Consider the following 21,105-nt stretch of genomic DNA (forward strand, 5'->3'; position numbering starts at 1 on the left):
GATCTACTTGCGCGCAAAGCCAACCAGGGAGACTTCCATGAAAAAGACCCTCACTTCCGCGCTTGCGCTGAGCCTTGTTGCGGGAACCGCGATGGCCGATTGCGGCACCGTCACCTTTTCGGACGTGGGCTGGACCGACATCACCGCCACCACCGCCGCCACCACGCTGGTGCTGGACGCGCTGGGCTATGAGACGGATATCAAGGTGCTGTCCGTTCCGGTGACCTATACCTCGATGGCCGAGGGCGACATCGACATCTTCCTTGGCAACTGGATGCCGACGATGGAGGCCGATATTGCCCCTTACCGCGACGCAGGCACGGTCGAGACCGTCCGCGACAACCTGCAGGGGGCAAAATACACCCTGGCCACCAATGCCGCCGGCGCCGCGCTGGGGATCACGGATTTCGCCGATATCGCCGACCATGCGGATGCGCTGGACGAAACGATCTATGGCATCGAACCGGGCAACGACGGCAACCGCCTGATCATGGACATGATCGACGCGGATGCTTTCGGCCTCAGCGAATTCGAGGTCAAGGAAAGCTCGGAACAGGGGATGCTGGCGCAGGTCGGGCGCGCGGTCAGCCGCGATGAGCCCGTGGTCTTCCTGGCCTGGGAACCGCACCCGATGAACGCCAACTACGACCTGACCTACCTGACCGGCGGCGACGATTATTTCGGTCCGAACCTGGGTGGCGCGACGGTCTATACCAACACCCGTGTCGGTTACGTCGATGAATGCCCCAACGTCGGCGCTTTGCTCAAGAACCTCGAGTTCAGCCTGGCGATGGAAAACGAGATCATGGCCCTGATCCTCGACGAGGGTGAAGACCCCGAGGATGCCGCCAGGACCTGGCTGTCGGCTAACACCGGCGTTCTGGACGGTTGGCTGGACGGCGTGACCGCGATCGACGGTGGCGACGCCAAGGCCGCGGTCATGGACGCGCTGAAGTGATCCCGGCGGGGGCGCCAAGGCGCCCCCGTTCCGCGCCGCCTGAGCTAACTCTCGTCCTGTTGCGGCATCAGGGCATTGTCCATGTCCTGCGCCCGGATCGCCGCATCGCGTCGCATGATCCGTGCGACATAGGGGCCAAAGGTGGTTCGGTCGGGCAAGCTGCCGAACTCGCGCCCCCAGGCGATCTGCGAACCCAGGTAGACATCCACCGCCGAGAACGTATCGCCCAGCAGGTAAGTCCGCCCGTCCGACAGCAGCCCATCCAGCGTATCCGTCACCGTCTCGAGGTTGCCCCAGCCGGCGCGGCCAAAGGACTGTTCATCCTGCGTGTCAAAGCCGAAAGAGGCCGCGGTCACCGCTGCCTCGACCTGCCCGGCGGCAAAGAACAGCCAGCGATAGTAAGCGCCCCGCGCGTTCGACCCCGGCTCTGGCGCCAACCCGGCCTTGGGAAAGGCATCCGCCAGATAGGTGCAGATCGCCGCGCATTCCGTGATGATGGTCTTGCCATGCACCAGGGTCGGCACCTTGCCCATCGGGTTCAACGCCCTGTAGGTGGGGGCTTTCATCTCCGGACCGTACTGCAGGACCTCTGTCTGGTAGGGAACGCCGGTTTCTTCCAGCATCCAGCGGGCGATGCGCCCCCGCGACATGGGGTTGGTATAAAGGGTGATGTCACTCATGATCTCTCTCCGAGGTCCATGTTCTCAGGCTCGCACGTCGGGCGCCCGTCACCAAGCGTCAATCGCTAAACCCGCTTCACATCTGACCGAACAGCCCCCATGCTTGGCCCGGGAACGGAAAGGGATGACATTTGGACTGGCTGACCGAGCACAAGCTCCCCGTAGGTGATGCCGCGGAGGCGGTCTTCGACTGGTTGCAGGAACACGGAGGATGGTTTTTCGACGGCATGGCCGTGGCGATGGAGGCGCTGATCGACGCGATCCTTTGGCTTCTGCAGACGCCGCATGAGATGCTGGTCGTGCTGCTGTTCGCCGCCGCCACAGCCGCGTTGCACCGCAGTTGGCAGGTGCCACTGATGGTCTTGCTTGGCTTTCTCTTCATTCTCAACCAGGGGTACTGGGAAGAAACGACCGAAAGCCTGACGCTGGTGCTCTCGGCCTGCGTGGTCTGCATGGGGGTGGGCGTGCCCATCGGCATCTTTGCCGCCCATAATCCCGGCCTCTATCGGTTCCTTCGGCCGGTTCTCGACCTGATGCAGACGCTGCCCACCTTCGTCTACCTGATCCCGGCCATCGTCTTTTTCGGCATCGGCATGGTGCCGGGCCTGATCGCAACCGTGATCTTTGTCGTGCCCGCGCCCATTCGCCTGACGCATCTCGGTATATCCTCGACACCCAAGTCGCTTTTGGAGGCGGCGGATGCCTTCGGCGCCACGCCCGGACAGAAGCTGTGGAAGGTCGAGCTGCCAAGCGCGCTGCCGCAGATCATGGCCGGGCTGAACCAGACCATCATGCTGTCGCTGTCGATGGTGGTGATCGCGGCTCTGGTGGGGGCCGACGGACTGGGCGTGCCGGTTGTGCGCGCGCTGAACCGGGTCGACACGGGCCTTGGGTTCGAGGCGGGGCTGATCATCGTCGTCGTCGCCATCATGCTTGATCGTGCGCTGCGGGTGGGTGGCAAATGACCGCTGTTTCCTTTGATAACGTCTCCATCATCTTCGGCGACCACCCCAAGCGGGCCCTGCCTCTGGCCGATGAAGGCAGGGACCGGGCAGAGATCCAGTCCGAAACCGGGCAGGTCCTCGGGGCGCACAACTGCTCGCTCGACGTGGAGGAAGGCGAAATCGTCGTTCTCATGGGGCTGTCGGGGTCGGGCAAGTCGACGCTGTTGCGCGCGGTCAACGGGTTGAACAAGGTCAGCCGGGGCGCGGTGAGGGTGTCCTGCGGGGACGAGGTGACGGATGTCACCAATTGTTCCAAGAGCGCCCTGCGTCGTGTCCGGCAGGGGCATGTCGCGATGGTCTTTCAGCAGTTCGGCCTGCTGCCCTGGCGCACGGTGGCCGAAAACGTGGGTTTCGGCCTCGAACTGGCGGGGCAGGGGACCGCGGATCGCGCCCGGACCGTCGAGCGCCAGCTGGCGCTTGTGGGCCTGGCGGACTGGGGGGGTCGCAAGGTGGGCGAACTGTCGGGCGGGATGCAGCAACGCGTCGGCCTTGCCCGCGCCTTTGCCACCGATGCGCCGATCCTTCTGATGGACGAGCCGTTTTCCGCTCTGGATCCGCTGATCCGCAGCCGTCTTCAGGACGAACTGCTGGACCTGCAGAGCGAGCTGAAACGTACCATCCTGTTTGTCAGCCATGACCTCGACGAGGCCTTCAAGATCGGCAATCGCATCGCCATCATGGAAGGTGGCCGCATCGTTCAGACCGGCACCCCGCGCGAGATTTTCTCGAACCCCGCATCGGATTACGTCGCCGACTTCGTCGCCAACATGAACCCTCTGGGCGTACTGACCGCGCGCGACGTGATGGAAGCCGGCGCCGGGTCCATCGAGGTCGCGGCGGAAACGCCGATCCGCGACCTGATGCCAAGGCTGAAGGACGGTCCGTTGACCGTGACCGAAGCGGGGGAAGCGCTGGGGCGTGTGACCGCCGACAGCGTGATCGCCCGGCTCTGCTCGGGGACCTAGACGATCAGCCCCTTGATCGCGCGGGCGTGGTCCGGACCGGCGTCCACCGTGTCGGCGGTCAGCGCGCGCGCCTCGTCCAGCAGGTCGCCCTCGACCAGCCGGTCGACAAGGCCCCAGGTTTGCGCCTCTTCGACGGGGATCTTCTGGCCTGCCATCAGGATCATCTTGGCCCGGGACGGCCCCGCCAGTGCCACCAGGCGGCTGGGGTCCGACGGCTGGGGAAGAAAGCCCAGCTTCATCACCGGGTAAAAGATCTTGGCGCCGGGGACGGAAATCCGCAGATCACAGGCCAGTGCCATGCCCATCGCCCCGCCTGCAACGGTGCCGTTCAATGCGCAGATCGTCAGGCCCGGGTGCCGGGTGATTGCCCCCGACAGCCGCTCCCACAGGGGCGAGACCGCCAGCCCGGCCTTGGCCGCCTCCAGGTCTGCACCGGCAGAAAAGACCTTTCCCGCGCCGGTCAGCACCAGCGCCCGCGCGCCCGTCTGCGCATCCTCGGCGATGTCGCACAGCTCTTCGAGCATCCGGGCGGTCAGAGAATTGGCCTTTTCCGGCCGGTCGATGGTGGCGATCCACAGCCCGCCGTCGCGATCCAGCCGGATCATGCCAGTCCCACGGCCTTGCGAATGCTCTCGTCCCGCAGGGAAACCTCGTCCCCCAGCCAGCCGTCCGCCGCGTCCGAACACATCCAGACCAGGGTTTTCGCAACCCATTCGGGCGGGATATGGGCCGACCAGTCAAGCTGGCTGACGGGGTTGATGCCGCTGGCCTTGATCTCGCGCTGCATCTGCGTGGCCACCGTCCCGGGCGAGAGCGAGATCGCCCGCATCCCCTGGTCGCGGTATTCCTTGTCCATCATCCGGGTCAGCATCAGCGCGCCCGCCTTGGATGAACAGTAGTGCGACCAGCCTTCGACCGGGCCATGTGCCGCGCCGGATCCGATGGTCAGCACCGTGCCGCCACCGGCTTCGAGCATGACGGGCAGCGCCGCGCGCATGCCGTGGAACACCCCTTTGAGGTTGATGTCGATGACTTCGCCCCAGGCCTCGGGATCGGCATCGGCCATGCGTGCCACGGGTTCGATCACCCCGGCGTTGTTCACCAGGATGTCCAGTCCCCCATGCGCCTGCAGGCACTTGGACACGGCCTGTTCGACCTCCCAGTAGCGGGCAATGTCGCAGGGGATCGCCACCGCCTGTTCGCCGATCTCGCCGGCCAGGTCCGCGATTGCCTCGGCAGTGCGCGCCACCAGCGCCACCCGTGCCCCAGCCGCGGCGAATGCCCGCGCCGCCTCGGCCCCGATCCCGCGGCTTGCGCCCGTGATCAGCACCGTCTTTCCGTTCAGATCGCTGCTCATGCCCGGTCTCCTGCTAAAATAGGTGAATTGCGCCACAAAAAGGCGTCTCGCAACTGTCGTAATCGCTCAATAGTATGGAATCCAGTCCCTTGACCGGCCCTCGGAAGGCCTTGACACTGCATACATTCGTTTGCCCCGACAGAGAGGAGAGATTATGAAACGCTACGCAACAGCCTCGGCGCTGGCCATTGTTGCTATGGCCGGACAGGCTTGGGCCGATGTCACGCCCCAGCAGGTCTGGGACGACTTCGAAGCCTACATGTCCAACTTCGGCTACCAGATCACCGCGACCGAGACGATGGAAGGTTCGTCGCTGGTGATCTCGGACATGACGATGGTCGTGACCATCCCCGAAGAGGATGGCCTTGTCCGCGTGACCATGCCGCCGATGACCTTTGCCGAAGCCGGCGAAGGCAGCGTCGCGATCACCTACCCCGAGGTGGGCGAGGTCATGGTCTATTTTGTCGAAGACGGTGACGAGGTTGTCGGCGAAGTCGCGCTGGAAATGACCCACACCGACCTCGAGATGCTGGTCTCGGGCAACCCCGGTGATCTGAGCTACACCTACTCGGGCGAGCGGGTCGCGCTGGAACTGACCCGTGTCTTCAACCACGAGGACAACGAGGAATACGGCCGCGACATCATCAGCGCAACGATGAGCATGGGGCCGCTGTCGGGCACCTCGCACATCGTGTTGGACGATGTGATGCGCAGCATCGAACAGGATATGACGATGGGCGACCTGGCCATCGACGTCAGTTTCGACGAACCCGATGGAGACGAGGCCTTTGCGTTCTCGATGAACCTTGCCGGTCTCAGCAGCACGGGCACCACCCGCCTGCCGCTGGATCTGGACGTCGACGACCCGACTTCGATGTTCAAGAACGGCGGCATGGTCGACGCGGTGCTCAAGCACAACGGCGGCAAGACCGAGTTCAGTCTCGACGAAGGCGACGGCCCGACCACCGGCATGTTCAGCTCTTCCGGTGGCCAGTTTGGTGTGGCCGTGTCGGAAACCGACCTGTCCTACAGCCTCTCGGCTTTGGATCAGACCGTTGCAATGGCCGGCCCGGAACTGCCGCTGCCGATCAATGCAGCCCTGGGCGAGGCCGGTTTCTCTCTGGTGATGCCGCTTTCTCCGTCCGAAGAGCCCCGCCCGGCGTCGCTGTCGCTGACACTTGGCGAGTTCACGATGGACGACATGCTGTGGAACATCTTTGACCCGGGCCAGGTGCTGCCCCGCGATCCGGCCACAGTTGCCTTCAGCCTGGACGCGATGGTCACGCCCTTCGTCAGCTTGCTGGACCCCGAGTCGATGGAAAAGCTGGGCATGACCGGCGGTATGCCGGGTGAGCTGAACTCGCTGACGCTCAACACCCTCGTGGTCGATGCGGTGGGCGCGATGGTCAAGGGCTCGGGCGCCTTCACCTTCGACAACACCGACCTGCAGACATTCGGCGGCGTTCCGCGTCCCGAGGGCAAGCTGGACGTGTCGATCGCGGGTGCGAACGGCCTTGTCGACAGCCTGATCTCGATGGGCTTGCTGCCCGAAGAGGACGCGATGGGCTTCCGCATGATGATGTCGATGTTCACCGTGCCCGGCACCGACCCCGACACCGCGACGTCGACCATCGAGGTCAACGCCGAGGGTCACGTTCTGGCCAACGGCCAACGTATCCAGTAAGAGGCCTGTTCGGGGCCAGCAAAAGGGCGGGGATATCCCCGCCCTTTTTCGTTCCTTTGATGTGGCTCAGGCCCGCAAAGCCGGCAGGCCCACGCCCGTGGAATCGAACCCACCGTCCACCGACACGATCTGACCACTGACGTAGGACGCTTTCTCCGAGGCCAGAAAGACGATCACCTCGGCCAGCTCGCGTTCGCTGCCGTAGCGGTTCAGCGGAATCGAGTCGTGGTAGGCTTGGATGATCTCGGGGCTGTGAACGGCGATCGACAGCTTGGTCTTGACCGGCCCCGGTGCGACACAGTTGACCCGGATGCCGAATTCGCCCAGCTCGGCGGCGTGCTGCTTGGTCAGGTGGACGACCGCCGCCTTCGAGGTGCCATAGGCCACCCGCAGCGTCGAGGCGCGCAACCCGCTGATCGAGGCGATGTTGACGATGGCCCCATGCGTGTCCTTCAGGTAAGGCGTGACCGCCTGGGAGCAAAGGAAAACGCCGTCCAGGTTGGTTTCCATCACCCGTCTCCACATCGCGAAATCGCAGTCTTCGATGGGACCGAATTCGGCCACGCCCGCGTTGTTGATCAGCGCGTCGATGCGGCCGGCCCAGCCATGCGCTTCGCGCACCATCGCGGCCACGTCCTGCGGGTTCGACACGTCCCGCACCAGCGGCAGCACGTTTTCGCGCGTGGCGGTCTGCTTCAGCAACTCGTCCCCGTCGCGGTCCAGCATCGCCACCTGCCAACCGTTCTCCAGGAACAGGTCCGCCGTGGCCAGGCCGATGCCGCGCGCGGCGCCGGTGACGATTGCGCATTTCTTGTCCATTGATGTCCTCCCGATCTTCTGCCGGGCACTCTAGGCAGGCCGCAGATCGGGGGGAAGCCCCGTCAGACGCGTGTCATGCCCGCATGAGGTCAGGCAGGTCGCCGGTCAACCCGGCCGCCTCGCGGATGAAACCGCGTCGCAAGTTGGGGGCGGCATTGATCGCCGCCATGCCGATGTCGCGCGCGGCCCGCAGAAGCGGGTTGTCATTTGAAAACAACCGGTTGAACAGGTCGGTGGAGGCGGCGAGCGTCGCCGTGTCGAACCGCCGCCACTGCGTGTAGCGGTCCAGCACGCCCGGCGCCGCGATGTCCTCTCCGCGCCGCGCTGCATGTGTGATCACATGTGCCAGCACGGCGACGTCGCGCAGTCCCGCGTTCAGCCCCTGGCCCGCGATCGGATGCATCCGGTGCGCTGCATCCCCCACCAGCGCCACCCGGTCCGCCACGAAGGCCCGGGCCAGCGACAGGGTCAGCGGATAGGTGAATCGCGCGCCGGCCAGGGAGATCTCGCCCAGGAAGTCGCCGAAGCGCGGGCGCAGCACTTCAAGGTACCCTGCGTCCGGCAAGGCGTTGATGGCCTTGGCCCGCGCGTCGGTTTCGCTCCAGACGATGCTGGAACGGTTGCCGGTCAGCGGCAGGATGGCCAGCGGTCCGGCGGGCAGGAACAATTGATGCGCCACACCGTGATGCGGTTCCTCATGCGCGATGGCGCAGACGAGCGCTGTCTGACCATAGGTCCAACCCATCCGCCGGATGCCTGCCCGGCGCGCGACACCGCTTTTCTGCCCGTCCGCGCCCACGATCAGCCGCCCGCGCAGCACGGTCCCATCCGCCAGCGTGACCGCCGCGCCCTCCGGCGTGACCTCCTGCGCGGTGACAAGGCTTTCGGCGCGGTGTTCGATCATCTCCGAATCTGCCAGTGCGACCAACAGGGCGCGTCGCAGGTAGCGGTCCTCGACCATGTAGCCCATCGGGCCGTCCTCGATCTCGGCACTGTCGAAATGCAGGCCCAGGAAGACACCCGCATCGCCCACGCGTCCGTCAGAAACCTTGATCTCGTTCATCGGTTGGGCGTGATCGGCCAGCGCTCGCCAGATCCCCAGCCGGTCCAGCATCCGCTGCGACGACCTTGCCAGAGCGTAGGAGCGGCCATCGAAGTCCTCCGCCGCCCTCGTGTCGAGGGGCAGGGCATCCACCACGCAACTGCTCAACCCGGCCTGCGCCGCGGCCAAGGCAAGGGCGGGGCCGTTCAATCCGCCGCCGACGATGATCAGGTCATGTTCCATGCGCCGCAATATGAACTTGCGCACGGGATTGTCCATGCGCCCGCCTGCCGCTACCGTCGCCGCGCGAGGACAGGAAAGACAAGCATGACGAATTGGACAGAGATGAGTGCCGCGGACCTGGGACGAGGGATCGGCAGGAAAGAAATCGACCCGGTCGCGTTGACCGAGCATTTCCTGAATGAAATCAACGCCCACCCTCTGCGTGACCGGATCTATGCCCGGCTGACCCCCGACCGCGCCCTCGCCGAAGCTGCCGCGGCGAAATCCCGCGCCGAGCGTGGATTGCGGATGCATCCTCTGGACGGTGTGCCGATCAGCTGGAAAGACCTCTTCGATACCGCAGGCACGGTGACCGAGGCTGGCTCTGCTCTGTTGGCTGGCCGCATCCCCGCCCGCGATGCCGAGGTGCTGCGGACGGCGACGCAGAACGGGCTTGTATGCCTGGGCAAGACCCACCTGTCCGAACTGGCCTTTTCCGGTCTTGGTCTGAACCCGGTGACGGCCACCGCGCCCTGCGTGAACGATCCCGAAGCGGTGGCGGGCGGGTCGTCCTCCGGAGCCGCGGCCTCGGTCGCCTTCGGGCTGGCGCCAGCAGGCGTCGGCTCTGACACGGGCGGGTCCGTGCGACTGCCGGCCTGCTGGAATGACCTCGTGGGCCTCAAGACCACCTCCGGCAGGCTCAGCCTGGACGGCGCGGTCCCGTTGATCGCCAGTTTCGACACGGTTGGGCCGCTGTGCCGCACGGTAGAAGATGCGGCGCTGATGCTCTCGGCGCTAGAAGGCGTGCCCGCGCCCGACCTACGCGGGACCAGTCTGAAGGGACGCAGGTTCGCCGCGCTGCAGACCGTGGTCATGGACGACCTGGACCCAGCCCCGGCGCAGGCATACGCCGCTGCGCTGGACAAGCTGCGCGCCGCCGGGGCCACCATCGAGGAACTGGACTTCCCCGAGATCATCACGCCACACGAACAGTCGGCCATGCTCTACACCTCGGAGGCCTGGGCGACCTGGCGCGACGAGATCATGGCCCAGCCAGATGTCATGTTCGCGCCCATCCGCGAGCGATTCGAGGCCGGCGCCGCGCATGCCGCTGCCGATTTCGTTGCCGGCTGGAAAACCGTGCACGCCATGCGCGCCCGCTGGGCCGAGGTGACCGCGGGCTATGACGCTGTCCTGTGCCCGACCGCGCCGAACCTGCCGGAAAAGGTCGAAACCCTGATGGAACTGGGCGAGACCTATGTGCAGGCCAACCTGCGCACCCTGCGCAACACGCGGATCGGCAACCTGATCGGTGGCGCCATCGTCACCCTGCCGACCGGCATACCGTCCTGCGGCATCTCGTTGATGGGTACGCAGATGGGCGAACATCACCTGTTGCGGATCGCTGCCGCCGCCGAGGCCGCCATCGGCTGAGATTTCCGCGCCACTGCGTCTTTGGCGCCACAGCGCCCCCCTGCAGGTCCTTGATTCTGGACAGAACCCCTCGTTTTTCCGTATCCTGCGGACAAACGCGGGGCACGCGAATGATCCCGCTACTTATTGAGGCAGTCACGATGTTCCCCGAGCGGTTTTCGAACCTACCGGCCTATGCGTTCCCGCGCCTGCGCGCGCTTCTGGATCATCATGATCCGGGCGGTTCTGTGCTGCACATGTCCATCGGAGAGCCGAAACACCCGTTTCCGGCATGGATTTCCGAGATCATCGCGCGCCATGCCGCCGATTTCGGCCGCTACCCGCCGAACGAAGGCACCGCAGAGCTGCGCGGCGCCATCGCGGGCTGGCTGAACCGGCGTTACGGCGTCAGCCTCGATCCGGCGACGCAGGTCATGAACCTGAACGGCACGCGCGAGGGGCTGTACAATATCGGCATGGCGCTTTGCCCCGAGCAGAAGCGGGGCCAGCGCCCGGCGGTGCTGATGCCCAACCCGTTCTACCAAGTTTACATGATTTCGGCGATTTCGGTCGGGGCCGACCCGGTCTTTGCACCCGCCACCGCAGAGACCGGGCACCTGCCGGACTTTGCCGGCCTGCCGGCCGAGGTTCTGGACCGCACCGCGCTGTGCTACATCTGCTCGCCCGCAAACCCGCAGGGGGTCATGGCGGACGAGGCCTATTGGCGCGAATTGATCGGCCTTGCGGAAGAGCACGACTTCCAGATCGTGGCAGATGAATGTTACGCCGAGCTGTACCGCGACACGCCGCCCGTCGGCGCGCTGGAGGTGGCCGCCGCGATGGGCGCGCATCCCGAACGGGTGCTGTCGCTGCATTCGCTGTCCAAACGCTCGAACCTGCCGGGCCTGCGCTCCGGTTTCGTGGCGGGCGGGCCCGATAGCATCGCGCGCCTGCGCCAGCTGCGAGCCTATTCCGGCGCCCCGGTGCCGTTGCCTCTGCAACATGTGTCAGAGGCGCTCTGGACGGACGAGGAACATGTGCGCGAGAACCGTGCGCTCTGGGCGCAGAAATACGCCCTGGCGGACGAGATCCTGGGCAATGTCCCGGGCTACATGTCCCCGCGGGCGGGCATGTTCGTCTGGTTGCCGGTCGAGGACGGCGAGGCGGCGACGTTCAAGCTGTGGACGGAAACCGGCGTCCGGGTTCTGCCCGGCGCTTACCTGTCGCGCGACACGGCGGATGGAAACCCGGGGCAGGGGTACATCCGCGCGGCGCTTGTCGCGCCTCAGGACGAGACAAGGGATGGGCTGACCCGGATCCGGGACTGCCTGTTCACATAATTAAAAAAAAGACGAGGCGAAGATGGCATCTTTCCAGGCACGGGGCCGTGATCCCCTGTTCGACACCAACACCGCCGCGACGCTGGAAAAGCGCGGTCGCGAGCTGATCGGGCTGGCGCTGGTTGCGCTGGGGCTGATGGTGGCGGCCATGATCGCCTCGTACACGCCGGATGATCCGTCCTGGCTGTCGGCCACGGACGCGCCGGTGCAGAACTGGATGGGGCGGCTTGGTGCCTATGTCGCCGCGCCGCTGTTCATGATCATCGGCCTCGGGACCTGGGCGCTGGCAGCCGTCTTCCTGGCCTGGGGGGGGCGCCTGGCCCTGCACCAGGGCAATGGCCGCGCCTTTTCCTGCCTGATCTTCTCGCCCATCTGGGTGGCGCTTTGTGCGGTCTATGCCTCGGGCCTGCACGAATCCGCCGGATGGACGCACCACTTTGGCCTTGGCGGGCTCTTTGGTGACATGATGATGGGCTCTGCTCTCAACGTGCTGCCCTTCGCCCCGGCCACAGGACTGAAGATCATGCAACTGGGGCTGGGCGCCGGAATCCTCGCGCTGGGCGCCTTCGTGCTGGGCTTTACCCGCGAGGAGTTGAAATCGCTGGGTCGCTTCCTGCTGGTCAGCCTGGTCATGACCTACGCGACGCTGGTGCGCCTGATGGGGCGGGGCGCCAGCGGCACGATGACGATGGCGCAGCGGATGCAGGCCGCCAATGCTGAACGCCGCGCCGCCCGGGCCGAGCGTCGGGCCACCGCCGCCGAAGCCGCGCAAGAGGCCGATTTTGCCGCCACCGCCGAACCGGCGCCCGCCGCAGTGCCGTCTGCCTCGCGTGTGCTGCGTGCGGACATGGGCGTGCCGCCTTCGCCCGAAACAGGGTTCTATGACCCGGACGAGGACATCCTCGAAGAAGCTCCTGCACCGCAGCCCGAGAAACAGGGCTTTCTGTCGCGCATGATCCGCCGGGCGGACCCCGATCCGCTGCCGGAACCCGAGCTGGTCGAGGAGCTGATCGACCATGACGTCGACGTGCCGGGAGAGGAACGCATTCGCGCCAAGATCGCCCGTGCGGTGAAATCCCGCAGCACGGTGCTGCCGGGGCGCCAGACACCCGGCATCATGGCAGACAAGCCGTTGACCAAGGGGCGTGGCTATGGTCCGCAACCCATCGTCTTCCGCGACACGCCGCGCCAGCCTGCGCTGCCGCCCGAACCGCCGTTGACCGCGGCAGACCGCCCTTTGCCGCCCGAGCCGCGCCTCACCGCCGCCGAACCTGCGCCCGCGCCGGAAATGGCACCGGCCCCCCGGACCGCGCCCATCGCGGAAGAGGCTGCGGAACCGGCGCCGCGCGTCCTACCGCGTACCCCGGTCGCGGACCCCGAGGTGGATGCCGAACTCTACTCGGACCTCAGCGATTTCGACGACTACGGCGACCAGGATGACGTCGAGGACGACTACGCGGACGAGGCCGAGGTGCTGAGCGACGACTACCACCCGCAGGCCGCGACGCAGCAGCGCGCCGCCGTGCCGCTGCCGGAACCAAAGAAGGTGGTCCAGCAGCCGGTGCGCAAGCCCGTGCAGCCCTCAAGACGCGCCCAAGCCGAGGCCCAGCCGCAACTGCGTTTTGACGACGACAAGCCGGAATACGAACTGCCGCCGCTTTCGTTGCTCATGTCGCCGGACAAGATCGAGCGCCATGTCCTGTCCGACGAGGCGCTGGAGGAAAACGCCCGGATGCTGGAAACCGTGCTGGACGACTATGGCATCAAGGGCGAGATCGTCAGCGTTCGCCCTGGCCCGGTTGTCACCATGTACGAACTGGAACCCGCGCCGGGCCTGAAGGCCAGCCGCGTCATCGGCCTGGCTGACGACATCGCACGGTCCATGTCGGCGCTTTCGGCCCGTGTCTCGACCGTGCCGGGCCGCAGCGTGATCGGCATCGAACTGCCCAATGACAACCGCGAGATGGTCTCGTTCCGCGAGATTCTGGCGGGCCGCGACTACGGTGACGGCAAGCACAAGCTGCCGCTGGCCCTGGGCAAGAACATCGGCGGCGAGCCTCTGGTGGCCAACCTTGCCAAGATGCCCCACCTGCTCATCGCGGGGACCACCGGCTCGGGCAAGTCGGTGGCGATCAACACCATGATCCTGTCGCTGCTCTACAAGCTGTCGCCGGAAGACCTGCGGCTGGTGATGATCGACCCCAAGATGCTGGAACTCTCCGTCTATGACGGCATCCCGCACCTGCTGTCGCCCGTTGTGACCGACCCGAAAAAGGCCGTGGTCGCGCTGAAATGGGTCGTGGGCGAAATGGAGGACCGCTATCGCAAGATGTCCAAGATGGGCGTGCGGAACATCGACGGCTACAACAGCCGGGTCGAAGATGCGCTGTCCAAGGGCGAGATGTTCAGCCGCACGGTTCAGACCGGGTTCGACGATGAGACCGGCGAACCGGTGTTCGAGACCGAGGAATTCGAACCCAAGAAGATGCCCTACATCGTGGTCATCGTCGACGAGATGGCCGACCTTATGATGGTCGCGGGGAAAGAGATCGAGGCCTGCATCCAGCGTCTTGCGCAGATGGCGCGTGCTTCGGGCATCCACCTGATCATGGCCACGCAGCGCCCCTCGGTCGATGTCATCACCGGTACGATCAAGGCCAACTTCCCCACCCGGATTTCCTTCCAGGTGACGTCCAAGATCGACAGCCGCACCATCCTGGGCGAGATGGGGGCCGAGCAACTGCTGGGCATGGGCGACATGCTCTACATGGCGGGCGGGGCCAAGATCACCCGGTGCCACGGGCCGTTCGTGTCGGACGAGGAGGTCGAGGAAATCGTCAACCACCTCAAGGCCTTCGGTCCGCCGGAATATGTCGGCGGGGTCGTTTCCGGCCCCGACGAGGAAAAGGCCGACAACATCGACGCGGTGCTGGGCCTGAACACCGGGGGCAATACCGGCGGCGAGGATGCGCTTTACGATCAGGCGGTGCAGATCGTCATCAAGGACCGTAAGTGTTCGACCTCCTACATCCAGCGCAAGCTGGGCATCGGCTACAACAAGGCCGCGCGCCTGGTCGAGCAGATGGAGGACGAGGGCGTCGTCAGCCCCGCCAACCATGTCGGCAAGCGCGAGATCCTGGTGCCGGAACAGGCCTGAGACCGGGGCAGGGAGGGGGCGCGGCCCCCTCTGCGCCTGCGGCGCATTCACCCCCGGAGTATTTTTGCAGAGAAGAAGCATGGGCGGCGAGGGCATTGAAGGGGCGGCTTTCCGCCCCGATATTGACCTGCAAGAGGCCTGCTATCGCATAGCGCCGCGCGCTGTGCCATGTCAGCGGGCAATCCGAGCAGGAAGGACCAAAGATGCTCCGCACCCTTTTCGCCGCCCTGGCGGTTGTCACCCTTGCCGCGCCGCTCTCGGCGCAACAACTTTCGTTGAACGAGATCTCGCGTTACCTGAACTCGATCACCTCGGCCACGGGCACATTCACCCAGATCAATGCCGACGGCACGATCTCGACCGGCGACATCGCGATCAAGCGTCCGGGCAAGGTGCGTTTCGACTATAACCCGCCGGAGCGGGCACTGGTCATGGCCAGCGCCGGGGCGGTCTATATCCTCGACCGCAAGCTGGGCGCCCGACCGGACACCTATCCGCTGCGCCAGACGCCGCTGTCGATCATCCTGGCGCGTCAGGTGGATCTGAGCCGCGCCGGCATGGTGGTGGGGCATGGGTATGACGGCACGGCGACAACCGTCACCGCGCAGGATCCGAACAATCCGGATTATGGCACCATCCAGCTGAAGTTCACCGGCGCACCGGTGGAATTGCGGCAGTGGATCATTACCGACGGCAATGGCAGCCAGACCACGGTGATCCTGGGCGGGCTGGAAAAGGCCGATCTGCCCAACAGCGTCTTCTCGATCGACAAGGAACTGTCCAAGCTCAAACGCTGAGTTGATCGTGCGGCCCCGCACGGGGGGCCGCACATCCGCCTTACCGTGCGGCGCGGCAGTTCCGGAGTTGCCGTTCGTAGAGCACCGCGCGCTCGCCGACCTGGGTCGAGACGCGCAGCAGCCAGGACTTGGCGTTGTAGCTGCCCCGACGATAGCCTGCGCGCCCCTCGTGGTAGGCAAGGTAGTGGCGCCGCGCGTCAGACATCGGGATGCCAAGCTCCTTGCGCGACAGATCCATGTACCAGCCCATGAAATCGGTCGCGTCGCGGATGTTGTCGCGGCGCGCGCCGCGCCGGCCCACGTCGGCCAGGTATTCGTCCCAGGTGCCGTCCAGCGCCTGGCTGTAACCGAAGGCCGAGCTTTGCCGCCCGATCGGGATCACGCCCAGGCTGTACCGGAAGGGGGTTCGCGCGTCGCTGTCGAACTTGCTCTCCTGGTAGATCGTTGCCATCTGGACGTGCACTGGTACACCCCAGCGCCGTTCGGCACTGCGGAAGGCACGATAATATCCGGGTCGCTGTTCGAGAATCGAACAGGCGTTGTCCAGGTTGCGCGGAGACGTGCCAGATCCGCCGCCACCCCCACAGGAGGCCGCCAGAAGCACGATCACCAAGGCGCGAAGGACTCTGCTCATTTGCCACTCGCCTCGCTTTGTCTTTTTATTGATGCTCATTTTAGCTGATTGCGCCGAGCGAGGGAATCACATTTCCTCACGTCCAGCGGGTGGCCGCTGTTATGAGGCATGGCGTCGGGAAACCTGTGTCCTTGCCGCATGATTTGCACTGTTGGCGTGTGTTTCACAGAGTGTTTCCCGCCAATTTGAGGCGAAAGTTGGACAAGACACTGGCGGAAACGGTATCAAGGAGGCAGGAAGAGGTTCGTTATGTTGCACAATCGCGCGAAATATCACTTGGGTCAGGTTGTCCGCCACCGCAAGCACCCCTTCCGGGGCGTGGTGTTCGATGTCGATCCCGAATTCTCCAACACCGAGGAATGGTACGAATCCATCCCCGAGGACAGCCGCCCGTCCAAGAAGCAGCCGTTCTATCATCTGTTGGCGGAAAACGATCAGAGCTTTTATGTGGCCTATGTGTCCGAACAGAACCTCGTCGCCGACTATTCCGGCGAGCCGGTGGACCATCCCGATATTCCCGATCTCTTCGGCGCCTTCGAGGATGGTTCTTACGCGCTGCATTTCCAGATGAACTGAGCAGGCCGTACCGGTCCGGGCGGGATCATGCCGCCCGTGCAGCCCATGCCGCCGCCTCGTCCAGCCGGTCGTCGCCCCAGAACAATTCGTCCCCCACGACGAAAGAGGGACTGCCAAATATGCCCAGGGCCTCGGCCTTGTCGGTTTCAGCGGTCAGCAGCTCTGTGCCTTCCTCGCCAGCGGCCCGGGCCAGCACTGCGGCGGGGTCCTGTCCCACGGCCCGCAGGCTGTCCGACAGGTTCGGATCGCTGCCCGCCTCCTGCCCCTCCATGAACCAGCGGCGGTAGGTCTCGATCGTGTAATCCTCTCCCCAGCCCTCCGTCATGCCCAGAACCGCCACCTTGTTGGCCAGGGGCAGGTCGGGCAGCGGGTAGGGGGCGGGCACATTGATTGGCAGACCAAAGAGCTCGGCCCGCCGTTCCATGTCGCGCCACATGTAGGCGGTCTTGATCGGCTTGTCGCGGAAGGGGATGTTGTTCTGGGCCATCATGATCCGGCGCACGTCAAAGGGACGCCATGTCACCTGCAGGCCGTGATCCCGCGCATACTTTCGCATCCGCGCGACTGTCAGGTAACTGTAGGTGCTGCCGATCGAATACCAGAAATCCAGCCGGGCCATGTGGGAACCTCCTGCCGCCACGTCAGTCTAGCGGCAGGCAGGGCATGCTGTGAAGCCCCCGGTCACAGCGCGGCGCGCATGACGTCCAGAAATTCCGCGATTTCGGCCTCAGTCGTGGACCAGTTACACACCAGCCGCGCAAGCGCCGGGTCATCGGCGTTATCGGGCGGGTTGCCCCAAAGCGCATAGACCGCCCCCGCCGCCTGGGCTGCCTCGTGCGCCCGCAGGGGCGCGCGAAAGAAGAGCATGTTGGCGCGGGTCGGGTTCACGATCTCCAGGCCCATCTCCTGGAGGCCCCGAGCCAACGCTTCGCAGCGGTCGTTGGCCTGTTGCGCCAGATCGCGCCACAGGTCGTCCTCGAGGTAGGCCAGCATCTGGGCGGCGACATAGCGGTGCTTTGAATAGAGATGGCCCGCGCGCTTCACCCGCAGCTCGAATTCTTGCGCCCGGGTAAACCCGCTGCTGGCGGGTGCCTCGGGATCGAAGATCACAACTGCCTCGGCGTCCATCAGCCCGTTCTTGGTGCCGCCGAAAACGGCGATGTCCACGCCTGCCTTCCAGGTCATCTCGGCCGGGGTGCAGCCAAGCTTGACGCAGGCGTTGGCAAAACGCGCGCCGTCAAGGTGCACCGGCAACCCGTATTCCCGCGCCACCGCACACAGCGCCCCGACATCGGACAGCGAATATACATTCCCGCCCTCGGTCACATTGGTGATCGAGACCGGACCGCGCTGCGGGCCATGCACGCCGCGGTTGCCTTCGCCCAGGATGGCGGTCCGCAGCGCAGGCGGCGTCATCACGTCGCCACCATGCACAAGCGTCAGCTTGGCGCCGCCGGTGTAGAACTCGGGCGCGTTGCACTCATCCTCGTGGATATGCGCGTGCTCGGAACAGAAGATCGTTTGGAATGGCGCACAGAGCGTGGCCAGCGACAGCGCATTCGCAGCTGTACCGGTGGCCACCAAGTAGACCGCCGCGCCCGGCGCATCAAACAGGTCGCGGACCCGGTCGGCCACTTCTGCCGTAACGTCGTCAGCGCCATAGCTGGCCGCCGCGCCGCTGTTCACCCGCGCCAGGACGTCAAGAACCTGCTGCGGAACAGGGCTCGCATTGTCGGATGCAAAGTTCATAGCGGCTCCTCGATGATATGGTCTTCCCAGTCGTCCTCATCCACTTCGAACTCGGGCACCGTGCCGCCCTGCATCGAAACACCCGCCGCGTGAACGGAGTCCGGCGTGCCCGAGATCAGCGGGTGCCAGTCGTACAGGGGCTTGCCCTCGTAGAGCAGCTTGTAGGCGCAGGTCTCGGGCATCCAGTAATGGTTCTTGGCGATGTTCGCGGGCCGCAACACGATGCATTCCGGCACGAACTGGTGCCGGATCTCGTACTGGGAACACCGGCAGGTGCTGTCGTCGAACAGGCGGCAGGCGACACGGGTCAGGGCCACCTCGCCGCTGTCCTCGTCCTCGAGCTTGTTCAGGCAGCATTTGCCGCAGCCGTCGCAAAGCGCCTCCCACTCTGCGTCCGACATGTCCTGCAGGCGCTTGCGCTCCCAGAAGCGCGGCGTCAGGCCTGTGCGGGCAATCGGGTCGGTCATTCGGCGGCCAGGATCTCGCGCGCCTTCAGGCAGTCCGCGTCCATCTGGGTGATCAGCGCATCCAGCCCGTCGAATTTCAACTCGGGGCGCAGGTACTCGACCAGCCCGACCGACAGCGTCGCACCGTAGAGGTCGCCCTTGAAGTCGAAGAGGTAGGTTTCGATGTTGGGCACCTCGCCGTTGAACATCGGGCGGACCCCGATGCTGGCGGCGCCGCGATAGCTGCCCTTGTGCGGGCCGTCCCTTACGTCCACCAGCACGGCATAGACGCCAAAATGCGGCGGATGCAGCCCGTCGATGGACATGTTGGCCGTGGGATAGCCCAGAACGCGGCCGCGCTGTTCGCCGCCCACGACCTTGCCTTCGATCCGGTGCCAATGGCCGAGCAGGGCCGCGGCATCGCGCGGGCGGCCCTCGGACAGCGCGTCGCGGATCGCGGTCGAAGAGACCTGAACGCCGCCGGTTTCCAAGAGGTTCGACACCGTTACGCCAAACCCCATCTCGGAGCCAAAAGCCTGCAGGTCCGCGACATTGCCCGCGCGACCCTTGCCGAAACAGAAATCCGCGCCGACGACCACGTTGGTCAGGCCAAAACCCTTGCAGATAACGCGGTCCGCGAATTCGCGCGGGGTCAGCGAGGCAAGGGCCGTGTTGAAATTCAACTGGTACAGCCGCTCGACGCCGAGCTTTTCAAGCCGCGCGGCGCGGGTTTCGGCGCTCATCAGGCGAAAGGGCGGAGAGTCGGGGGCGAAATACTCGCGAGGATGCGGTTCAAAGGTCATCACGCCCAAAGGTGCCCCGGGCGCCGAACGACGCGCGAGGTCGATCACCGCCTGGTGGCCCAGATGGACGCCGTCAAAGTTGCCGATGGCGGCGCTGGCGCCCTGATCTTCGGGCCGGGTGTACTGATAGTCGTGAACGATCCGCATGCGTTTCCCGTTACCGGCACGCGCGCCCGTGCGCAAGCATCCCCCGGAGCGAGCGTGGCGCCAATGCCCCGATTCGTGATGCCGCCCGCGCGACGGTGCGCGGGCGGCAAGATAACCTGACCGCCTGAGGGCGAGTTCAGCCCTTGTCGGTCACGTTTTCCTTGAAGGACTTTTCGAACGCGGCCTGTTTGTCGGCCCCGGCCTCGGTCTGGAATTTATCTTTCCATTCGGAATAGGGCATCCCGTAGTAGATTTCGCGGGCCTCTTCCTTGCCCATCTCGATGCCTTTTTCGTTCGCCGCTTCCTGGTACCAGCGGCTCAGGCAGTTGCGGCAGAAACCGGCCAGGTTCATCATGTCGATGTTCTGCACATCCTGCCGGTCTTCCATCAGGTGCTGGCGCAACCGGCGAAAGGCCGCGGCCTCGATCTCGATGCGGGTCTGATCGTCCATCTCTGTCACTCCTCTTTCTCCGTCGCGGCGGCCAGCGCCTTTTCCAGCAGCGGCGCCAGGCGCGCCGCCCAGTGTCGCTGGCCGACCTCTTCCTCGATCAGGTCGTTGCGGACCTCGATCAGCGTGTTCAGGCGGCCTGCGCCCAGAGCGTGGCGGTCGATCGCATCGCCGGGCAGGTGGCCGGGGTAGGGCTGGTTGCGTCCCACCACCAGATCGGGCTCTGCCCCCAGCATGTCAATGAGCGGATCTGACAGGCGCGCATCCCATGCGGCATGCAGCACGCCAACATGCCAGGGCCGGGGGGGGCGGCCATGCAGTTGCGGCGTGAAGGAATGGATCGAGACGATGGCGGCATCTTCGCGCCGCGCCACCATTTTCGCCAAAGCGGCGTCGTAGGGGCGGTAATAGGCGTTCAGGCGGCGTTCCTTTTCCTCGGCGTCCGCATGGCGGTTGCCGGGGATCACCGAACCGTCGTACAGCTTCATCAGCAAGGTCGGGTCGTCTTCGCCCCGGTTCGGGTCGATCACGAGGCGCGAGAAATTCGACAGCACAACCGGGGCATCCAGCAACTCGCCCAGTTCCCGGGCCACACCGGCGGCGCCCACATCGTAGGCGATGTGGCGCGCCATGTCAGAAACCGGCAGGCCGAGAGAGCCGCCAAGATCCGGCGGAACGATGTTGGCGGCATGGTCACAGGTGATCAGGAACCGGCTCTGGCGGGTTTCGCCGATGATCTGGCAGGGGGAATATGTCATGGTCTCGTCGTCTTTGGCCCGCTACACATATGCCAGTTGCGCGGCAAAGGGAAATACGGGATAAAGCGGGCGCCGTTAGCGGTAACGCCGCAACTGCATTTGCCAG

21 protein-coding genes are annotated in these 21,105 nt (G+C 65.2%); 9 read left to right on the forward strand and 12 right to left on the reverse strand.

All coding sequences use genetic code 11. The features are described 5' to 3' along the window. Positions 1 to 37: 37 nt before the first annotated feature. Positions 38 to 958, forward strand: coding sequence for a choline ABC transporter substrate-binding protein (choX, locus tag ACQY5B_RS03080; protein ID WP_420326423.1), 921 nt, complete (start codon positions 38 to 40; stop codon positions 956 to 958). 44 nt (positions 959 to 1,002) lie between these two features. On the opposite strand, the gene ACQY5B_RS03085 is transcribed toward choX, so the two are convergent. Then, a complete protein-coding gene (locus ACQY5B_RS03085) occupies positions 1,003 to 1,638 on the reverse strand; it encodes a glutathione S-transferase family protein (protein WP_420326422.1) in 636 nt (211 codons plus the stop codon). Between the two features lie 131 nt (positions 1,639 to 1,769). On the opposite strand from ACQY5B_RS03085, the gene choW reads away from it, so the two are divergent. Next, the gene (choW, locus tag ACQY5B_RS03090; protein ID WP_305969156.1) at positions 1,770 to 2,603 is read left to right on the forward strand and encodes a choline ABC transporter permease subunit; all 834 of its coding nucleotides are present in this window, start codon (positions 1,770 to 1,772) and stop codon (positions 2,601 to 2,603) included. Next, positions 2,600 to 3,607 carry a choline ABC transporter ATP-binding protein gene (gene choV, locus ACQY5B_RS03095; RefSeq protein ID WP_420326421.1) on the forward strand — a complete coding sequence of 336 codons (1,008 nt, stop codon included), beginning with the start codon at positions 2,600 to 2,602 and terminating at the stop codon, positions 3,605 to 3,607. The genes choW and choV overlap by 4 nt, the downstream gene beginning before the upstream one ends. Here the strand turns inward: choV and ACQY5B_RS03100 are convergent. Beyond that, positions 3,604 to 4,212 (reverse strand): enoyl-CoA hydratase/isomerase family protein, encoded by a 609-nt coding sequence (locus tag ACQY5B_RS03100; protein ID WP_420326420.1) that lies wholly within the window; start codon positions 4,210 to 4,212, stop codon positions 3,604 to 3,606. The two genes, choV and ACQY5B_RS03100, sit on opposite strands and share 4 nt — an antisense overlap. Continuing rightward, entirely contained in the window at positions 4,209 to 4,964 is a 756-nt protein-coding gene (locus tag ACQY5B_RS03105) for an SDR family oxidoreductase (protein ID WP_305969153.1), read from the reverse strand. The genes ACQY5B_RS03100 and ACQY5B_RS03105 overlap by 4 nt, the downstream gene beginning before the upstream one ends. A gap of 154 nt (positions 4,965 to 5,118) precedes the next feature. Between ACQY5B_RS03105 and ACQY5B_RS03110 the strand changes: the two genes are divergently transcribed. Continuing rightward, the gene (locus ACQY5B_RS03110) at positions 5,119 to 6,648 is read left to right on the forward strand and encodes a hypothetical protein (RefSeq protein ID WP_420326419.1); all 1,530 of its coding nucleotides are present in this window, start codon (positions 5,119 to 5,121) and stop codon (positions 6,646 to 6,648) included. Between the two features lie 66 nt (positions 6,649 to 6,714). Here ACQY5B_RS03110 and ACQY5B_RS03115 read toward each other — a convergent pair whose 3' ends face one another. Beyond that, positions 6,715 to 7,467, reverse strand: coding sequence for an SDR family NAD(P)-dependent oxidoreductase (locus tag ACQY5B_RS03115; protein WP_305969151.1), 753 nt, complete (start codon positions 7,465 to 7,467; stop codon positions 6,715 to 6,717). Positions 7,468 to 7,540: 73 nt separating this feature from the next. Continuing rightward, the gene (locus ACQY5B_RS03120; RefSeq protein ID WP_420326418.1) at positions 7,541 to 8,788 is read right to left on the reverse strand and encodes a UbiH/UbiF/VisC/COQ6 family ubiquinone biosynthesis hydroxylase; all 1,248 of its coding nucleotides are present in this window, start codon (positions 8,786 to 8,788) and stop codon (positions 7,541 to 7,543) included. Positions 8,789 to 8,836: 48 nt separating this feature from the next. Between ACQY5B_RS03120 and ACQY5B_RS03125 the strand changes: the two genes are divergently transcribed. The 4 genes from ACQY5B_RS03125 to ACQY5B_RS03140 all read left to right on the forward strand — a co-directional run bounded on the left by ACQY5B_RS03125 (position 8,837) and on the right by ACQY5B_RS03140 (position 15,438). After that, positions 8,837 to 10,165: an amidase gene (locus tag ACQY5B_RS03125; protein ID WP_420326417.1), complete on the forward strand. Its 1,329-nt coding sequence runs from the start codon at positions 8,837 to 8,839 to the stop codon at positions 10,163 to 10,165. A 140-nt stretch (positions 10,166 to 10,305) separates the two neighbouring features. Next, on the forward strand, positions 10,306 to 11,484 hold the full coding sequence (locus tag ACQY5B_RS03130) for an aminotransferase class I/II-fold pyridoxal phosphate-dependent enzyme (RefSeq protein ID WP_420328719.1): 1,179 nt from the start codon (positions 10,306 to 10,308) through the stop codon (positions 11,482 to 11,484). Positions 11,485 to 11,506: 22 nt separating this feature from the next. Then, positions 11,507 to 14,641, forward strand: coding sequence for a DNA translocase FtsK (locus ACQY5B_RS03135; RefSeq protein WP_420326416.1), 3,135 nt, complete (start codon positions 11,507 to 11,509; stop codon positions 14,639 to 14,641). A gap of 203 nt (positions 14,642 to 14,844) precedes the next feature. Further along, the gene (locus tag ACQY5B_RS03140; RefSeq protein WP_420326415.1) at positions 14,845 to 15,438 is read left to right on the forward strand and encodes a LolA family protein; all 594 of its coding nucleotides are present in this window, start codon (positions 14,845 to 14,847) and stop codon (positions 15,436 to 15,438) included. Positions 15,439 to 15,478: 40 nt separating this feature from the next. Here the strand turns inward: ACQY5B_RS03140 and ACQY5B_RS03145 are convergent, their stop codons facing one another. Then, positions 15,479 to 16,072, reverse strand: coding sequence for a transglycosylase SLT domain-containing protein (locus ACQY5B_RS03145; RefSeq protein WP_306043507.1), 594 nt, complete (start codon positions 16,070 to 16,072; stop codon positions 15,479 to 15,481). 249 nt (positions 16,073 to 16,321) lie between these two features. Between ACQY5B_RS03145 and hspQ the strand changes: the two genes are divergently transcribed. Further along, positions 16,322 to 16,648, forward strand: a complete 327-nt coding sequence (gene hspQ / locus ACQY5B_RS03150) for a heat shock protein HspQ (RefSeq protein ID WP_043142221.1) — start codon at positions 16,322 to 16,324, stop codon at positions 16,646 to 16,648. Positions 16,649 to 16,673: 25 nt separating this feature from the next. Here the strand turns inward: hspQ and ACQY5B_RS03155 are convergent, their stop codons facing one another. The 6 genes from ACQY5B_RS03155 to ACQY5B_RS03180 form a co-directional block, all read right to left on the reverse strand. Further along, a complete protein-coding gene (locus ACQY5B_RS03155) occupies positions 16,674 to 17,267 on the reverse strand; it encodes a 2-hydroxychromene-2-carboxylate isomerase (RefSeq protein WP_420326414.1) in 594 nt (197 codons plus the stop codon). Between the two features lie 62 nt (positions 17,268 to 17,329). After that, positions 17,330 to 18,397 (reverse strand): threonine aldolase family protein, encoded by a 1,068-nt coding sequence (locus ACQY5B_RS03160; protein WP_420326413.1) that lies wholly within the window; start codon positions 18,395 to 18,397, stop codon positions 17,330 to 17,332. Further along, entirely contained in the window at positions 18,394 to 18,864 is a 471-nt protein-coding gene (locus ACQY5B_RS03165; RefSeq protein ID WP_420326412.1) for a YcgN family cysteine cluster protein, read from the reverse strand. The genes ACQY5B_RS03160 and ACQY5B_RS03165 overlap by 4 nt, the downstream gene beginning before the upstream one ends. After that, on the reverse strand, positions 18,861 to 19,793 hold the full coding sequence (locus ACQY5B_RS03170) for a bifunctional riboflavin kinase/FAD synthetase (RefSeq protein WP_420326411.1): 933 nt from the start codon (positions 19,791 to 19,793) through the stop codon (positions 18,861 to 18,863). The genes ACQY5B_RS03165 and ACQY5B_RS03170 overlap by 4 nt, the downstream gene beginning before the upstream one ends. A gap of 136 nt (positions 19,794 to 19,929) precedes the next feature. Then, entirely contained in the window at positions 19,930 to 20,244 is a 315-nt protein-coding gene (locus ACQY5B_RS03175) for a DUF1244 domain-containing protein (RefSeq protein ID WP_305969141.1), read from the reverse strand. A 5-nt stretch (positions 20,245 to 20,249) separates the two neighbouring features. Beyond that, a complete protein-coding gene (locus ACQY5B_RS03180; protein ID WP_305969140.1) occupies positions 20,250 to 20,999 on the reverse strand; it encodes an N-formylglutamate amidohydrolase in 750 nt (249 codons plus the stop codon). Positions 21,000 to 21,105: the final 106 nt, after the last annotated feature.

Origin of the sequence: Antarctobacter sp. (assembly GCF_965277915.1) — a bacterium.
GTDB lineage: Bacteria > Pseudomonadota > Alphaproteobacteria > Rhodobacterales > Rhodobacteraceae > Antarctobacter.

What these genes read in the sequence shown, in the direction of transcription:
- choX (WP_420326423.1), top strand. Translation starts at nt 38, where the DNA reads ATGAAAAAGACCCTCACTTCCGCGCTTGCGCTGAGCCTTGTTGCGGGA.
- ACQY5B_RS03085 (WP_420326422.1), bottom strand. Translation starts at nt 1,638, where the DNA reads ATGAGTGACATCACCCTTTATACCAACCCCATGTCGCGGGGGCGCATC.
- choV (WP_420326421.1), top strand. Translation starts at nt 2,600, where the DNA reads ATGACCGCTGTTTCCTTTGATAACGTCTCCATCATCTTCGGCGACCAC.
- ACQY5B_RS03100 (WP_420326420.1), bottom strand. Translation starts at nt 4,212, where the DNA reads ATGATCCGGCTGGATCGCGACGGCGGGCTGTGGATCGCCACCATCGAC.
- ACQY5B_RS03105 (WP_305969153.1), bottom strand. Translation starts at nt 4,964, where the DNA reads ATGAGCAGCGATCTGAACGGAAAGACGGTGCTGATCACGGGCGCAAGC.
- ACQY5B_RS03110 (WP_420326419.1), top strand. Translation starts at nt 5,119, where the DNA reads ATGAAACGCTACGCAACAGCCTCGGCGCTGGCCATTGTTGCTATGGCC.
- ACQY5B_RS03115 (WP_305969151.1), bottom strand. Translation starts at nt 7,467, where the DNA reads ATGGACAAGAAATGCGCAATCGTCACCGGCGCCGCGCGCGGCATCGGC.
- ACQY5B_RS03120 (WP_420326418.1), bottom strand. Translation starts at nt 8,788, where the DNA reads ATGGACAATCCCGTGCGCAAGTTCATATTGCGGCGCATGGAACATGAC.
- ACQY5B_RS03125 (WP_420326417.1), top strand. Translation starts at nt 8,837, where the DNA reads ATGACGAATTGGACAGAGATGAGTGCCGCGGACCTGGGACGAGGGATC.
- ACQY5B_RS03130 (WP_420328719.1), top strand. Translation starts at nt 10,306, where the DNA reads ATGTTCCCCGAGCGGTTTTCGAACCTACCGGCCTATGCGTTCCCGCGC.
- ACQY5B_RS03135 (WP_420326416.1), top strand. Translation starts at nt 11,507, where the DNA reads ATGGCATCTTTCCAGGCACGGGGCCGTGATCCCCTGTTCGACACCAAC.
- ACQY5B_RS03140 (WP_420326415.1), top strand. Translation starts at nt 14,845, where the DNA reads ATGCTCCGCACCCTTTTCGCCGCCCTGGCGGTTGTCACCCTTGCCGCG.
- ACQY5B_RS03145 (WP_306043507.1), bottom strand. Translation starts at nt 16,072, where the DNA reads ATGAGCAGAGTCCTTCGCGCCTTGGTGATCGTGCTTCTGGCGGCCTCC.
- hspQ (WP_043142221.1), top strand. Translation starts at nt 16,322, where the DNA reads ATGTTGCACAATCGCGCGAAATATCACTTGGGTCAGGTTGTCCGCCAC.
- ACQY5B_RS03155 (WP_420326414.1), bottom strand. Translation starts at nt 17,267, where the DNA reads ATGGCCCGGCTGGATTTCTGGTATTCGATCGGCAGCACCTACAGTTAC.
- ACQY5B_RS03160 (WP_420326413.1), bottom strand. Translation starts at nt 18,397, where the DNA reads ATGAACTTTGCATCCGACAATGCGAGCCCTGTTCCGCAGCAGGTTCTT.
- ACQY5B_RS03165 (WP_420326412.1), bottom strand. Translation starts at nt 18,864, where the DNA reads ATGACCGACCCGATTGCCCGCACAGGCCTGACGCCGCGCTTCTGGGAG.
- ACQY5B_RS03170 (WP_420326411.1), bottom strand. Translation starts at nt 19,793, where the DNA reads ATGCGGATCGTTCACGACTATCAGTACACCCGGCCCGAAGATCAGGGC.
- ACQY5B_RS03175 (WP_305969141.1), bottom strand. Translation starts at nt 20,244, where the DNA reads ATGGACGATCAGACCCGCATCGAGATCGAGGCCGCGGCCTTTCGCCGG.
- ACQY5B_RS03180 (WP_305969140.1), bottom strand. Translation starts at nt 20,999, where the DNA reads ATGACATATTCCCCCTGCCAGATCATCGGCGAAACCCGCCAGAGCCGG.